Below are 15721 nucleotides of genomic sequence, written 5' to 3'. Positions count from 1 at the left end.
GTCTAGTCCTGACAGTCGATTTTGTCCTTTCTTGACCAGTTGTGGTTCAAACTCTCCTTGCCGATCTCGGGGGACTGCGATTTCGGCTACACCAAAGTCGCCTTGAACTTTTTTCTGGCTATAACCGTTACGACTGTTGCTTTGTCCTTCTGGTTTCGATTCATGCTTCTTGTACCCTAGATGGGTCGATAATTCTGCTTCCAAGGCTCGCTACACTAGTGCGGTGGTTAGTTGTTTCAGGATTCCTCCTTCTCCGAATAAGTCGGGTGGTGTTTTACATTCTTGCAGCAATTCATCGAGTATTTCTTTGCAGATATTCATCTTTGTGGTGTTAGTAGTTGTGTGTCTTGATTATCTCTCTGTATACTTCCTAGACTTTACACATTTCACTTTACACTCTCCAATGGAATCATAAAAATGTTGCTCAAGTTTTGATGCATCGCTGTGCTTATCTCAATGATATGCTTGATTCACTGAGTACTTATACTCAGTGAACTGAGATGATCCCATTGGCATTAGACATACAAGACTATAAACTAGCCTTTGGGCGTGCTTAACGATGCTTTACATAATCGTTATTTAATTTACTGCTATGCCCTTTTTTTCATATTTTTGCTCTTTCTGCAACCTCTTTCCAGAATGGTGCAAGCTCTCAGTTAATTATTTTATCCTTCCATTACGAGCGGAATGTGGGATAGATAATGAATATCTAAACGACTGCGATCATACACATGAAAATATCTTCGCAATGGTGGCATATGAGCAAAATTCTGATTAATAGAACTACGACTTTGCATTGCTAATGCGACAAATTCTGCCATGTTCAAATCATTGATAAGAATAGAAAATTCATCTCCCCCATATCGAAAAACATCAACACTATTTGGGACACTTTGACAGATTAAGTCAGAAATTTGTTTTAGTTTTGCATCAGCTTCAGCATGATCTTAGTAATCGTTGAAATAGATCAATCCATCGACATCAATTAAAATTAATCCAAATCGCGAGCTATCTCCAGTGTATTCATCAAAGCAATTTTGTGGAAGTTTTCGATTTTTTAATCCAGTCAATTCGTCTCGATTTGAGTTATTCAATGGGTGTGACCAAAATTTGATGTAGCAATTAGTAGAGAGAAACCATAGTGATTGATTTTAGACCAGAATTGGGGCCAACGTCCTATCGAATTTCATACTTGCTATTACAATAATATATTGAGAAGATCAAGTTCGGATAATCATTGCAGGAGAGGCAACCTGATTAGATTTTAAAGAGTGAATGTAAAATCTTTAACTAGCATTCCTGGGACGAGAATACCGCCAAGCGATCGCGTTTCATAGGTTCCTGTATTAGGAATAAATTCGCGAAAATCAGTAAAAGCTTCGAGATTTTCGCCAAGAAAGTCATAGATACTATCATCAAAACGCAGATTTTCAATGGGCGCGATAAACTCACCATCCTCAACCCAGAAGCAAGCGTAACGGGTCATGCCAGTGATACGACCACCACTGCGATCGCTCCAATTGAGATAATGCAAATTGGATAGATAAAGTCCCGTATCTAACTGTTTGAGAATGTCAGACTCAGCTAAAATTCCTGCGGCAACTTCAGGCGATCGCATTGATTCACCCTCATCAGCACCATTAGCGATCTTGCCATATTCTTTGGCACTGCGCGAACTTACCAATGTATTAACAAGTTTTCCCTCAGCAATAATTGGTAAATATTCTGGAGCAACCTCGCCTAAGTCGTTAAAACGAGGTACATTCCCATAGGCAAAGTTTTCACTAATGGATAGTAATGGTGAGAGAGTTCTTTCTTGATTTTTTAACTTTAAAAGAGCGCTACTACTCTGTTGTAAACCTGACTCTCCCGCACTCCAAGCTAAAAAGCCCAATAGCTCTGATGAAGCCGCAGGTGCAAAGTAAGTACGGTACTGACCACGCTCTAACGTTTTACTTGTCTTTTGCAAGGCTACTAATTGTTGCTGAGAGCGATTAATCTGTAATTTATAAGCCTGTGGTTCCCAATCTTTGCCAGCATAAATGCCTTTGACTGCTTTTTCACCTGAATCAGTCTGGACAAACATCGAATAATCCACAAAAAAAGAATCCGTCGCAAACCAATGTCTTTGACCTGCGGAATTCGCATTAGCGCGAATTACCGAACCCGAAGCATAGAAGCCTGTAAAATCAACATCATTCACTGGCGCGAGAATTGTGGCGATCGCCTCCTCTGGCTTTAACAAATTACCTTGATAAACCTCGCGACTTGAGCCTTGGTTCTCAGGAATGACTAGATAAGGATTTTCGGGGATCTGAGCAACTTCTTGCCTGAGATATTCAAGATTAGAGATCACATAAGCCATATCAATTTCGCGATCGCCTGTAAACGGAAACTTGGCATAGGCTTCGCGCTGATTATAAATTAGTAAAATGGTCACATTCCCATCAGCGACCACTCCTGACTGTCGGACTTTGGCATGGTTAAATCTGGTGAATTGACTACGTTCACTCTCTAAGTTAATCGTTAAGTGTTCACCATGATGCAGACTATCAATCAAGCGATCGGCAAGTTGATAAAATGCTTTTTCTAGAGACTGTTCTTCTAGATGTCTGCTCATCAAAAAATTAGCTCCAAATAAATTAATTACAGCCCAGAGAAATTTTGGAAAGCGCCGCAAAGCGGCGCTTTCCAAAATTTCTCTGAGTTTCCTGTAGATAAGTATAGGCGGCGCAAAGCGCCAACCATACTTATCTACAGCATAAATGTACGCGAATCAACACCTGAAGCATCGCGATTTGCCAGAAAATCATTCATCACATTGTCAGATTCTAAATTGCCGTCCACCAAGTTAATAATGCGATCGGCCACATCAAGGATACGGTTGTCATGGGTCACCATCAAAATGGTGATGTTTTCCTCCTTAGCCATTTTTTGCATCAACGTCACCACATCGCGCCCAGATTTTTTATCTAACGCCGCCGTTGGCTCATCCGCAAGAATTAAATTTGGACGATTGACTAAAGCTCTGGCGATCGCCACCCGTTGCTTTTGTCCACCCGACAGAGCATGGGGCTTATAGTCAACTCTCTCTCCTAGTCCAAGCTGCGTCAAGATCTCCGCCGCTTTATTCGCCGCCATCGCATTACCACCCTCATGGGTAAAGAGATCCGTAGACATCATCACATTTTGTCTAGCCGTCAAAGAATGAAAGAGATTATGGGCCTGAAAAATAAAGCCAATATTTTTACGGATTTGCACCAATTTTTTAGGATTTAGCCCTTTCAGCTCCTGACCCAAAACTTTCAGACTACCATCTTGGATTGTCCGCAAAGCCCCTATTAAAGTTAGAAGCGTGGTTTTACCTGAACCAGATGGCCCCGTAAGGATCACAATTTGTCCAGGGTAGATCTCTAAATTGATATCAAATAAAACCTGCTTAAATAAATCTCCTTCACCGTAATGAAAATTTAAATTGCGGATTTGGACTGATGGCTCGAAGTTGGGGGATAAGGACTGTGATGTAGAATCTAGATAGGTATCGAGCATAAGCTAATGTCCTGCGAGCAAAATAAATAACAAATTATAGGATTTATTCAAACTATGAATGAAGCTCTCAGACTATATTAATTATTATGGCAGGTGCATTTTACCTGTGCTGTCAAATCTACTTAATTATTCATTAAAGGTTCTAAAATTATGGCCTCTCGAACCTTAGTCAAAAATTATGTCGCACAGTGGATGCAGATGGGCAAAACTGTAAGCTTGTCTACTCAAGGTGAACAAGTTCGAATCTACAAGATTGTACAAGGGGAAAAATACTCGCCTTTATTTAACCAACTCTGGGATGAAATTAGTACCACTAAAGCCGAAGAAGCCTATTTAAGTGGGACTGATCAAACCGTTAGTGACTTGCTCAGCAATAAATGGGAAATAATTGCTTGCGCCCGTTGCAATTTGCTAGTACCATCCATCGACATTGGGCCAAGAGTTCCTGTTTGTTGTCCCTGTGATGATTTACCCACACATCCTAACCTTGACTCAGTTGCCCCCCATATCCCCGTCACACTGGTATCGCATCTTGACGATCTCTGCGATCGCCTAGCGCAAAAGTCAGAAGATCAAGATCAAGAAGTTCATGAAGAATCCCACGACGATACCTATACATCTGACGAAGAAAATACTCAAGCTATCCACAATCTCAGAACTTCAATTTTAAAACTCGTCAAATCTGGTCAATAGGGCTTTAAACTAGATTTTTGATGGCGCGGCTTCGCCGCGCCATCAAAAATCTAGTTTAAATTGCAGAACTCTTACCGATACCATTTAAGAACTTACAAATGTCTGATGTCGTAATTCGCGTCGAAAACTTAAGTAAGAAGTACATTATCGGTCACCAAAAGCAAGAACGCTACACAGCTTTACGCGATGTGATCGCTAATGGAGCCATGTCTTTTTGGCAGGGATTAACTGGCGATCGCCGAGCACAACCTGATGATCTCAGTGAAGAGTTCTGGGCGCTCAAAGATGTCTCCTTTGAAATTAAGCAAGGCGATCGCGTAGGCATCATCGGACGCAATGGTGCAGGTAAATCCACTCTCCTCAAAATCCTCAGTCGCATCACCGAACCTACCTCTGGCAGAATCTCCATCAAAGGTAGAGTCGCCAGTCTTCTAGAAGTTGGCACAGGTTTTCATCCAGAATTAACAGGTAGAGAGAATATATATCTCAACGGCGCAATTTTGGGAATGGATCGATCAGAGATCAAGAAAAAATTTGATGAAATAGTTGCCTTCGCAGAAGTAGAAAAGTTCTTAGATACACCAGTGAAGCGTTATTCTTCAGGAATGTATGTACGCTTGGCGTTTGCCGTAGCAGCGCATTTGGAACCAGAGATCTTGATTGTCGATGAAGTATTAGCAGTAGGAGATGCAGCATTTCAAAAGAAATGTTTAGGAAAGATGGAAGATGTGGCGGAAAAGGAAGGGAGAACTGTTTTATTTGTTAGTCATAATATGGGAGCAATTCTGAGCTTGACTCAGAACTGTCTTTTTTTAGAAAAAGGCTACCTTGTGTTCAATGGTAGTAGCGAAAAATCTACAGAAAGATATCTAAATACTGGATATTTGAGTGGACGTTTATGGAAAAATCCGATCAGAAGAAACACTCCAATAAGAATTATAGAATGTAAAATTTTAGATGAATATGGCTCAATAGATGGTGAATTAGATGTTCGTAGAGATTTTATTATTGAAACCATTTATGAAGTATGTAATCCAGTTAGTGGAGCAGTAATCTCATTAAATCTTCATGGAAATGATGGCTCTCATATCATGTCGTTAGAAGATCGTGATCAAGACAATGGTCTTTTAGAGTATCGTCAACTAGGTATTTACAAAACCCAAGTAAGAATTCCAGGGTTATGGTTAAACAATGGGCGCTACATTTTAAGAGTTAGCTCTGGAATACCTAGCTTTGATGTCTATGAAAATGTAGAAGCATTGATTTTTAATCTCGTTGAAACTGGAGATGTAAATACAAGAGGACATCGAAAAGGCTACTTATTACCAATGCTTCCTTGGAAAACAACAAAAATAGAGCTAGTTAGTATTGGGAGCTAAACTTGAAAGTGTTAAATTTTTTAAGGCGTAAATTTCTTTACATTGTATAGCTTTTATGTGGAGTATATCAAATCATGAACATGGCAATTATTCCTGCTAGGGGAGGTTCTAAGGGCATTGCAAAAAAAAACCTTAAAATCTTGGGTGATAAACCATTAATCGCTCATTCAATTATCGACGCACAAGAAGCTAAATTAGTTGACCAAGTTTATGTAACCACTGACGATCTAGAAATTGCTTCTGTATCTCGCGAATATGGAGCCGAAGTAATTCAACGACCTCCAGAACTTGCCACAGATACTGCATCATCGGAAAAGGCACTCTTTCATGCAGTATCAGAAATCGAAGAGTCTGGTATTAATTCAGAACTGATTGTCTTCTTACAATGCACATCTCCATTGCGAACAGGATTAGATATTGATCGCGCGATCGCACAAATTAGAGCAGAAAAGGCTGACTCTCTACTTTCAGTTTCACCTAGTCACCGTTTTCTTTGGCATCAAGTTGACGGTGTTGCCAAATCGATTAATTATGACTACCATAGTCGTCCTCGTCGTCAAGATATGAACCCTCAATATATGGAAAATGGATCTATCTATATCTTTAAACCTTGGGTATTAAAAAAGTTCAAAAATCGACTAGGTGGTAAGATTTCACTGTTTGTAATGAACGAAGATCAAAGTTGGGAAATTGACTCTTTAGAAGACTTTGAATATGTCGAGTTTTTAATGAAGAGATCTCATTTATAGTTAATAAAGTAATAAAGAATTCATAAATATTCAATAAGTTACAGAGACTATAATTATATGATTATCGATAAGAATCTTTCTAAATACATTGTTTTTGCTGAAGATGATATTGTCGTAGCACTTAGAAAGATCAGTGATAATAAAAGCCGAATTATTTTTTCAGTAAGTGAAACAGGTGTTTTAGAAGGTGTGCTTACAGATGGAGACTTTCGCCGTTGGCTAGTTACACAGGACTCTATTAATCTGAATCAGCCAGTCTCCAAAATCTCTAACAAAAACTTTAAATTTGCTAGTTATGATGAAGAGCCAGAAAAAATTCAAACTTACTTTTCCAACAAAATTGAATTTATTCCTATTCTTGACAAAAATCTTCATTTAGTTGGAGTCGCTCGCCAGAAACTAGATGATATTCGTATTGGAAATTTTATTATTGATGCTAACTCACCAACTTTTGTTATTGCCGAAATTGGTAATAATCACAATGGTAGTTTACAACTTGCTAAAAAATTAATTGATCAAGCAGTGATAGTAGGTGCAGACAGTGCAAAGTTTCAAATGCGTGATCTTAAGTCACTATATCAGAACGCAGGAAATGCTAATGATGCTAGTGAAGATTTAGGTTCACAATATACTCTAGATTTACTAAGTCGATTCCAGTTAAGTCCTGATGAAATGTTCGCAGCTTTTGATTACTGTCATACAAAGGGAATTTTACCACTTTGTACTCCTTGGGATATCGAAAGTTTGTCTCAATTAGAGCGATATGGGATGCAGGCTTACAAAGTTGCCTCAGCAGACTTAACCAACTATGACTTACTCACCGCTTTAGCTAAAACTGGAAAACCATTAATTTGCTCAACAGGTATGTCTACTGAATCAGAGATTATTAATGCAGTGGCATTGCTTAAGCGATTGGGTGCGATGTATGTTTTACTCCATTGTAACTCTACCTATCCAGCACCATTCAAAGATGTAAATCTCAACTACATAGACCATCTTAAAGAACTTGGGGATTGCCCTGTTGGTTATTCTGGACATGAACGCGGCATTTATGTGGCGATTGCTGCCATAGCTAAGGGAGCTAAAGTAATCGAAAAACACTTCACTCTAGACAAAAACATGGAAGGTAACGATCATAAAGTTAGTTTGTTGCCAGATGAGTTTCGGCAGATGGTCGAGGGAATCCGTCAAGTTGAACAGTCTCTAGGTTCAACTGGTGTGCGATACCTCAGTCAAGGTGAGTTAATGAATAGAGAGATTTTAGCAAAGAGTTTAGTGATTAACTGCGATCTAGAATCTGGACAAACCATTACTGAGGCAATGATCGAAGTCAAGAGTCCAGGTAAAGGTTTACAACCTAATCGTAAGATAGAATTGATTGGTAAACGCTCTAGACGATCACTCAAGGTAGGAGACTTTTTCTATCCTAGTGACTTGGATACAGACAAAGTACAGCCCCGATCCTATCACTTCAATCGTCCTTGGGGAATTCCTGTGCGTTACCATGACTTTAAGAATTTATTGTCAAAATCCAATCCTGATTTACTAGAGTTTCATCTTAGTTATAAAGATCTAGAAGTCGATATTGAGCAATACATGGATCAGGTTTACGATCTAGATTTAGTTGTACATGCTCCAGAATTATTTGCAGGTGATCATTTATTAGATCTATCCTCTCAAGATCCTAATTACAGACAACGTTCCATAAAAGAATTACAAAAAGTAATCAGCGTTACTCGACAATTAAAAAATTTCTTTGGAAGGTCAAATCGCCCCTACATTATTACCAATGTTGGTGGATTTACAAGTGATACTTTATTATCATTGTCACAGCGTGAACAGCTATACAACACACTTTATGAGAGTCTATCTCAGCTAGATAAGGACGGAGTCGAGATTATTCCTCAAACCATGCCTCCTTTCCCTTGGCATTTCGGTGGACAAAGAAATCACAATCTTTTCGTTGATCCGCAAGACATTGCAGATTTTTGTCGTAGGTATAACTATCGTGTTTGCTTAGACATCTCTCATTCCAAATTGGCTTGTACTTATCACAAATTGTCATTTAAAGAATTTATTAAACGAGTAGGGCTATATACTGCTCATCTACATATTGCTGATGCGAAAGATATTGATGGTGAAGGATTACAAATTGGTGAGGGTGAAATTGACTTTCCCTCTCTCTCGGAGTATCTTGAAAGATATTCTCCTCAATCTTCTTTTATTCCAGAAGTTTGGCAAGGGCATAAGAATGAAGGCGAAGGATTTTGGATCGCCTTAGAAAGATTAGGGAAGAATTTTTAAACTCTAATTAACTAAAGATCTATGAACTTAAAGTCAACAATCAAGTCTTTAATATACTGGACGTTGCCAAATGGCATTAAGGACATTCTTTTATCAATGTACTCGAATCAATTTAGAAATAATGATTTTAATGTAGAAAAAGCTTTTGTAAAAAAGTTGTCAAAAGTAAATTCAAAATTTAAGAACATCCACCATGGAGAAAGGTGTTTTATTCTTGCAACAGGACCATCGATAAAAGCTCAAGACCTCACAGGTCTTAGAAGTGAGCTTAGTATTGCTGTAAGTCAATTTTTTCTTCATAAAGACATTAAAACCATTTCACCCAAATACCACATTCTTGCACCAAGTCATCATCCCTTTAATTTTAATGATTTAAATAAAGTATTTGACGGTTTTAAACAATCTTATACAGATGACGTAACCTATTTTTTAGGTTATGCTCCATACATTTATTCAAATTACAGATTCCTTGAAAATTATCCTGAATATAAAAACAACAATCAATATTTTGTTAACTACTCTCTGAATAAATCTTTAGACGAGTCAAGTTATTTAAATAGCGAGGTTTGGGAAATTGATAAAAGTCCATTTAGTGTTAGAACAGTTATTTATTCTGCTATTCAAGTTGCTATATATATGGGGTGCAAAGAAATCTATTTAATAGGATGCGATCACGACTACTTAAATGATACTAGTCGTGTTACAAATCATCATTTTTATAAAGAAGAAGAAGGTATTAGTGATGCCGAACATTTAAGCTCATTTACTACTGAGCGTTGGTTTGAAGAATACTATTTTCGGTGGAAGCAATACAGATTGATGAAACAATATGCTCAAACCAAAGGTTGCCAAATCTTTAATGCAACTCAAGGAGGAATGCTTGATGTTTTTCCAAGAGTCACTTTAGAATCAGTTCTATCTAAAAATCTTGACTAAAATTCGGTGGGATTACGATGCTACTAGGTCATCTTAAAAAAATAATTAAATTTTATATCTTTAAGTTTAAGTATCCCAAAGCATCTATAGGGTTTGGGAGTAGCATTGATAAAAACAGTAAAATCGAACAAGGATTTACTATAAAAAGCAACAGCAATATCCGCAACTCTGACATAGAAAATAATGTAGCTATTTTATCTTCTTGTAGCATTTGTTCTTCTCAGATATCTAACAATGTCACAATTTATGACAACGTGATTTTACATGAAGTTATTATAGGTAGATTTAGTTATATTTCTAGTCGTACAATTGCATCACAAGTAACTTTTGGCAGTTTTTGTTCCATTGGTCCAGAGTGTCTTATAGGTTATGGGGAGCATCCTACAGATTTCGTGAGTACTAGTCCCGTATTCTTTTCAACACTAAAACAATGTGGCACATCTTTTTCTAATATCAACCTATTTGAAGAAAGAAAAAAAATTACTATTGGGCATGATGTTTGGCTAGGTGCAAGAGTGTTTATTAAAGACGGTGTAACAATTGGAAATGGAGCGATTGTAGGAGTGGGAGCTGTAGTTGTAAAGAATGTACCTGATTATGCGATCGTTGGAGGAGTCCCCGCCAAATTAATTCGTTTTAGATTTTCACAAGAATTAATTCAAAAACTACAAATTATTAAGTGGTGGGATTTACCCGAAGAATATTTACGAGAAGCCCAGTCATTGATTGCCCAACAAAATATTCAAATGTTCATAAGCTGGTATGAAAAAACTAAATCTTGTGAGTCATTAACAGAAAGTAATAAGTAGAAATTTTCGAGGGATTGTACTTTCTGAATATCAATTAGAATTGCAAGTAAATCGTTACATTAAAGTATACAAAGAGATTTTGAAATTATGATTTTCGATAAAGATTGCAAAGCAATCTTTATCGAAAATCATATTGATTGTACTAAAGCAATTTGACTTGGTTTCGTGTGATTTGGAGCGATCGCATCGGCTGAACTCTCGATTATTTTTGTGGCAAAGCTAGGAATTAGTCCAAAGAAAACGATGATTAGAGCAAGGGCGATCGCAGGAAATTTTTCTTGCCATTTCGCAAAGGGAAAATTACTAATTGGTGGTTTATTCGCAATTTTCTCAACCGCAAGACGGCCGAAAAATACGCGATCAATCATGATTAGAAAATAAACAGCCGTTAAACCAGTACCAATCATGCAGAGCAGTGTCTGCACAGGAAAAACCGCAAAACTACTGCGAAAAATCACAAACTCAGCAATAAATCCAATCATCCCTGGTGTCCCTGCACTTGCCATCGCCGCCAAGATCATCAGTGATCCTGTAATCGGTAAGCCACGTTCAGGATTGAGTAATCCATTGAGAGAGTTAATATTGCGAGTTCCCGTTTTTTTGTAAACGATCCCTACCAAAATAAATAACAGTGCCGAAATCAAACCATGACTGATCATTTGGAAGGTTGCGCCTACCAGAGAAAGGGGTGTAGCAGCAGCTAAGGCTAAGAGAATATAACCCATATGTCCAACAGAGCTATAGGCTACCATTTTTTTCATATCAGTTTGGGTGATTGCGGTGAGACATCCATAAATGACGCTGACCACTGCCCAAACAGCTAAAAATGGGGCGATCGCTTGCCATGCATCGGGTAATAAACCTAGTCCAAAGCGCAATAGACCATAGGTTCCTAGTTTGAGCAGAACTCCTGCAAGTAAGGTGGAAACTGGAGTTGAGGCTTCAACGTGAGCATCGGGTAGCCATGTATGTAATGGCACAATCGGAATTTTGATGCCGAAGCCTAGGAGTAGAAGCAGAAGTAAAATTCCTTTGGTGGTTTTCGATACACCTTCGAGATGTAAGTCTTGATAGTTAAAGGTAAAGGTAGCTGCATCACCACTACCAAAAACTGCCATGCCAAAGAAAGCCGCTAAAATAAGTACACCTGAGATAGCAGTGTAAATCAAAAATTTGGTTGCCGCATAGCCGCGTTTTTCGCCTCCCCAAATTGCAATCAAGAGATAGAGAGGAATTAGTTCGACTTCAAAGAGAAGGAAAAACAAGAGTAGGTTTTGAGCAAGAAAAGCTCCATTTACGCCGCCTCCGAGTAGTAATATTAATGGGAAATAGAGGCGAGGTCTTTGGATGTCATAGCTGATATAGATAGCGATAATCAGCAGTAATCCATTGAGTAGAACTAGGGGAAAAGATAGACCATCTACACCAAGTCGATAGGTAAGTCCTATTGGATCTAACCAAGCAAAGGATTCACTTAATTGGATGGAGGCAAGACTAATATCAAATTTAGTGAGTAAGAAGATTGACCAGCCAAATGTGGCGATCGCAATTCCCAGTGATATTCGGCGTAACTGTTGGAAGTCGAGGAATGCTCCCAATAAAACGATCAGCAGCGCCCCTGCGATCGGAACCCAAACTAATGTACTAAGCATGTTTGATTAAAAAATAATAATTAAAAACATTAAACGCTCAGCGCCTAAGGCGCTGAGCGTTTAATGAAGACCATAAAAAGCGGCAAAGCCGATCAAAATTAGACCAATCAGAATCGTCAGCACATACTGCTGTAATCTCCCTGTCACCGTATATTTGAGGCTCTCACCACTAAAGATTGATGCAAAGCCCAAAAAGTTGACGGAACCATCGACTAAATAGCGATCAATCCAAGCTAAAACCTTAGAACCGCCACCCACGATTAAGACTACCGTGTATTTATAAATGGTCTGTACATAGAGATCGTAGGCAAGTAAATCCTGTACCGCTTTCCATGAACTGCGGACAAATTTTGGGGGCATAGGCACTGAAGTACTCGTAGCATAATAGGGCTTGATGTAGATGTATGCACCGACCCCAAACCCAATTAAACCTGAAGCAGATAATACTACCGTACCCCAAATATCGACTGTCTCTAAGTCAATATCCACAAACTTCCATGAGGGAAGCAATATGGGAACGAGTAAGGTAATCAGAGTTAATGAGACTAATGGAAGCGCAACTTGCCAAGCGACTTCGGGGACACGTCGAGTTTTGGGTTGGATGGGACCAAGGAAGACCATAGCAAACAATCGCATTAGTCCAAAAGCCGTAATGCTATTTACTAATAAGGCGATCGCAATTAGCCAAGGATCACTATTCCAAAAAGTTTCTTCCCAGCGCAAGAGCGTCCAAAATCCTCCAAAGGGAACTAAGGCTACTAATCCCAGCGATCCCACAATGAAGGCAACTAAAGTCGCGGGCATTCGCGTTTTGATGCCTCCCATTTCCGTGAGATCTTGAGTCATGGTAGACATCATGACAGCACCTGAACTTAGGAATAGGAGAGATTTGCTGATGCCATGACTAAAGAGCAGTCCCAAAGCTAGATCAGGTTGTTGCATCCCCACAGCGATGAAAACTAGACCGAGGTAGGCGCTAGTTGAGTGGGATAGAGCGCGTTTCATATCGATTTGGGCGATCGCTACTAACGATGCACCGATCGCTGTAATTGCTCCAAGTACTACTGAAACCTCTGCCGCTACAGGGAATAGTGACAAAACTGGCTGAAATTTAATCAGTACATAGGCTCCTGCGCCCACAACTACCGAATTTCGCAAAATCGAAGCAGGATTTGGTCCTTCCATTGCTTCGTCCAGCCAGAGGTGCAATGGAAACTGAGCGCATTTACCCAAGGGTCCCGCAATCAGCGCTAGTCCCAATAACGTACCAAATTGTTGATGCTCGGCAAAATAGGCGATCGTTTGCGGTGCATTTGCCCATGCTCGGAGATCGGAAAAATTCAGACTATCCGTAAGATTGGCGAGGGTAACTACACCCATCAACAAAAACAAGTCACCGACCCGCTTTGTCCAAAAAGCATCTCTCGCTGCTGTCACTACTAGGGGCTGTGCATACCAAAAGCCAACTAATAAATAGGTGGAGAGGGTCAGCATTTCTAGTAAGGCATAGCTAAAAAACAAGGAGTCACTAAAGGCGATCCCTGTAATTGCAGCTTCAAAAAAGCCAATTAAGGCGCAAAATCTGGCGATCGCCCAGTCAGTTTCTAGTGAACCTAGTCCATAAACCTGTGAAATTAAGCTCATGGTGGCGATCATCACTGATGCACCAGCGCTAATCGTGGAAAGCTCGAAGGAGCAAGCAATATTTAGATCAAACGCTTGAAACCAAATAAATTCAAATTGTTGAGCAGGTTGCCCCCAAACTGATGTTAGTAGCCAACAACTATGCACTAGGGCAAGGGCTGTCATTAACATATTTAGGTAAACCGCAGGACGAGGTCCAGTACGACGAATTATCCTTAGTGACCAAGGTAATGTCAGCCCTGCGCCCAGCAAACCATAGCAAGGAAGTAACCAAGCTGTTTCTAGGATCATTGATTCTTCTATAGAGTTTTTACTATGTTTATATTAAGATCTATTGATTATTTTATGAGTTTACAACAAAACGTTTCACCTTTAGATTGTAGTGATCGGCAGAAAACGGCAAGGGGATTAAGCCCATTGTTCAAGGCATATAGCTACTTGACATCATTATCTGGGTAAATCTGGCTCAAATATACAGGGTAAATAATCAGAAAGCTTAAATTAACAAGAATCAAAGGCTTGTCTACCAAACGATCAAAAAATCGCGCATATAGCAATCCTAAATGGGTTGTGAGAGTGCGCCCCTTCGGGACGCACTCTCACAACCCTCCAAATCTTACAACTCATTTAGGATCGCTATATAGCAAAGCAGGTTTTGCTTAGAGCATAACCCATCAGATGAGTGGCGGCGCTTCGCGCCGCCACTCATCTGATGGGGTTCTAGTTTGTACTAGATAACTCTTTGTTTTTTGCTATAACTTGTTGCGATCGCGATCAGTAAACGAGCTAAACGCTTGCACACGAATTTAGACTAATATAACTGCATAGTAAATGCCCCAAATTGATTAAGCAACTTTGAGCTATGACAACTGCAAATCAAGGAAATCGCTCTTTCTGGCGCTTGATCATTAACGATACGACAGGTTTTGTGGTAAAGCGTCTGGGACAAGCGATTATTGTCGTTTTAGGCGTGTCAATTTTAAGCTTTTTCGCAATTACTAAGTCCCCCGGAAATTGTTTTTCGGATCTCCGAAACAACCCTAGTACACCCAAAAAGACAATCGAACAGTTAGAAAAGCAACTGAATTACGATAAACCTGAAGTCATACAGTATCTTCTGTGGTTGCAAAATACTTTAGGGGGTGATTTAGGAGTGCGTTGTCAAGGCTTAGCACCTGTCACACCACTAATAGTCGAGCGGGCTGGCAATACATTGCTGATGTCTCTTGCTTCCTTGTTCACGACATGGTTCTTGGCGATCCCCCTCGGTATTTACAGCGCCGTTAAACAAAATACTTGGAGCGATCGCCTGATCCAAATAGTAAGTTATGCAACGCAAGGTTTTCCTAGCTTTGTATTGGCAATCTTATTGTTGATGTTGGCGCAAAATACAGGCTGGTTCCCTGTAGGTGGTATGACTAGTATTGATTTTACCGATCTCTCACCCTTTGGGAAATTCCTCGATATCAGCCATCACATGATCTTGCCCATCTTAACTTTGACAGTGGTTAGTTTTGCAGGATTACAAAGGATTATGCGCGGTAGTTTGCTAGATGTATTGCGGCAAGACTACATCAAAACAGCCCGTGCGAAGGGACTACCTGAGAACAAGGTGATCTATGTCCATGCTCTCCGCAATGCCATCAATCCTCTAATTACATTGTTAGGATTTGAGTTTGGGGGATTACTAGGTGGAGCATTTATTACAGAATTCTTTTTTAGCTGGCCAGGCTTAGGCAAGTTATTGCTAGACGCAACCAAAGAAAAAGACACGAATCTGGTCATGGCAGGACTAATGTTAGGAACTTTGATGTTAGTAGTCGGTAATCTCATTGGCGACCTATTGCTTAAAGCTGTCGATCCCCGCATTAAACTTGATGAAATGGATTAAAAAACGGCGCAGTGCGCCGTTTTTTAATCCATTTATACCAATTCACGAACCCACATTCCGCTCGTAATGGAAGGGTAAAATAATTAACTAAAGGTAAGGCAAAATAGCAATTAGT

At 39.5% G+C, this 15721-nt stretch carries 12 protein-coding genes and 1 pseudogene; 7 read left to right on the top strand and 6 right to left on the bottom strand.

Annotated elements, in window-relative coordinates; genetic code table 11:
- The 4 genes and pseudogenes from B9G53_RS25490 to B9G53_RS25475 form a co-directional block, all read right to left on the bottom strand.
- The coding region (locus B9G53_RS25490) for a transposase (RefSeq protein WP_176453356.1) at positions 1 to 204 on the bottom strand (204 nt) is incomplete at its 3' end.
- A gap of 461 nt (positions 205 to 665) precedes the next feature.
- A pseudogene (locus tag B9G53_RS25485) lies at positions 666 to 932 on the bottom strand (hypothetical protein); the annotation flags it as partial.
- Positions 933 to 1264: 332 nt separating this feature from the next.
- Positions 1265 to 2620 carry a TldD/PmbA family protein gene (locus B9G53_RS25480; protein WP_094536231.1) on the bottom strand — a complete coding sequence of 452 codons (1356 nt, stop codon included), beginning with the start codon at positions 2618 to 2620 and terminating at the stop codon, positions 1265 to 1267.
- A 134-nt stretch (positions 2621 to 2754) separates the two neighbouring features.
- Entirely contained in the window at positions 2755 to 3549 is a 795-nt protein-coding gene (locus tag B9G53_RS25475) for a DevA family ABC transporter ATP-binding protein (protein WP_094536220.1), read from the bottom strand.
- 150 nt (positions 3550 to 3699) lie between these two features.
- On the opposite strand from B9G53_RS25475, the gene B9G53_RS25470 reads away from it, so the two are divergent.
- The 6 genes from B9G53_RS25470 (at position 3700) to B9G53_RS25445 (ending at position 10419) form a co-directional block, all read left to right on the top strand.
- Complete coding sequence (locus B9G53_RS25470) at positions 3700 to 4242, top strand: hypothetical protein (RefSeq protein WP_094536219.1); 543 nt, start codon at positions 3700 to 3702, stop codon at positions 4240 to 4242.
- A 98-nt stretch (positions 4243 to 4340) separates the two neighbouring features.
- A complete protein-coding gene (locus tag B9G53_RS25465; RefSeq protein WP_094536218.1) occupies positions 4341 to 5621 on the top strand; it encodes an ABC transporter ATP-binding protein in 1281 nt (426 codons plus the stop codon).
- Positions 5622 to 5692: 71 nt separating this feature from the next.
- Complete coding sequence (locus B9G53_RS25460) at positions 5693 to 6370, top strand: acylneuraminate cytidylyltransferase family protein (RefSeq protein WP_176453357.1); 678 nt, start codon at positions 5693 to 5695, stop codon at positions 6368 to 6370.
- Between the two features lie 57 nt (positions 6371 to 6427).
- Positions 6428 to 8674, top strand: a complete 2247-nt coding sequence (locus B9G53_RS25455) for an N-acetylneuraminate synthase family protein (protein ID WP_094536216.1) — start codon at positions 6428 to 6430, stop codon at positions 8672 to 8674.
- Positions 8675 to 8695: 21 nt separating this feature from the next.
- Entirely contained in the window at positions 8696 to 9610 is a 915-nt protein-coding gene (locus B9G53_RS25450) for a 6-hydroxymethylpterin diphosphokinase MptE-like protein (RefSeq protein WP_094536215.1), read from the top strand.
- Positions 9611 to 9627: 17 nt separating this feature from the next.
- On the top strand, positions 9628 to 10419 hold the full coding sequence (locus tag B9G53_RS25445) for a CatB-related O-acetyltransferase (RefSeq protein ID WP_176453355.1): 792 nt from the start codon (positions 9628 to 9630) through the stop codon (positions 10417 to 10419).
- Between the two features lie 128 nt (positions 10420 to 10547).
- Here B9G53_RS25445 and B9G53_RS25440 read toward each other — a convergent pair whose 3' ends face one another.
- Positions 10548 to 12071: an NADH-quinone oxidoreductase subunit M gene (locus tag B9G53_RS25440; protein WP_094536214.1), complete on the bottom strand. Its 1524-nt coding sequence runs from the start codon at positions 12069 to 12071 to the stop codon at positions 10548 to 10550.
- 60 nt (positions 12072 to 12131) lie between these two features.
- Positions 12132 to 14006 (bottom strand): NAD(P)H-quinone oxidoreductase subunit F, encoded by a 1875-nt coding sequence (locus B9G53_RS25435; protein ID WP_094536213.1) that lies wholly within the window; start codon positions 14004 to 14006, stop codon positions 12132 to 12134.
- Positions 14007 to 14577: 571 nt separating this feature from the next.
- On the opposite strand from B9G53_RS25435, the gene B9G53_RS25430 reads away from it, so the two are divergent.
- Positions 14578 to 15606, top strand: a complete 1029-nt coding sequence (locus B9G53_RS25430) for an ABC transporter permease (protein WP_094536212.1) — start codon at positions 14578 to 14580, stop codon at positions 15604 to 15606.
- Positions 15607 to 15721 lie beyond the last annotated feature (115 nt).

This window comes from Pseudanabaena sp. SR411, from assembly GCF_002251945.1.
Classification (GTDB): Bacteria; Cyanobacteriota; Cyanobacteriia; order Pseudanabaenales; family Pseudanabaenaceae; genus Pseudanabaena.
Note: the sequence above shows the minus strand (reverse complement) of the source record. Positions and strands in the feature narration are given on the sequence as shown.